At 39.2% G+C, this 546-nt stretch carries 1 pseudogene; it reads left to right on the plus strand.

The features are described 5' to 3' along the window. Positions 1–407, plus strand: a pseudogene (locus ACS8FC_RS20220) (hypothetical protein); the annotation flags it as partial. Positions 408–546: the final 139 nt, after the last annotated feature.

Below are 546 nucleotides of genomic sequence, written 5' to 3' on the forward strand. Positions count from 1 at the left end.
TATTTGTCTCTGTCATTCGTCGCGAGCTAAACTATTTACCAAACTTGTTGGTTCCGAGCGATTTTTCTTTTTTGAATCAGTCGTATGATTGGTGGGAAGACAGTGTACTGACCGTTATCTATATTGTTGCGCTTGGCCTATTGGCTTATTCGAGACATTATCTTTGGGCAGTACTAAAGAACGTGCCTGTCTCGCTCTACCTCATCGTTACCGCGCTGGTAATCATTCAATATATGGGAGAGAACGCCATTATATTCCCGCATACATTTGGTGAAGTTGTCGAAGAGTTGGCTGAGACTGTCATCTATGGTATTGCTTTGACGTATTTATGGCGATTCAAACTGGCTGATTATGAATCATGTCTGGCGCAGAAATTAAACTATGAGCTCAAACACGCTGATAATTAAAATTATAGTCACGATACTATTAATGACGTAGTAACAAAGATCTTTTAAGCAATTTTATAAAAAATCACGGCTGCTCAATATGAGTAGCCGTTTTGCATTTTGGCAATTGCCTTACATTTTTTGAACATCCTGTCACACC

The sequence above is a fragment of the Psychrobacter sp. 1Y4 genome (assembly GCF_051847555.1).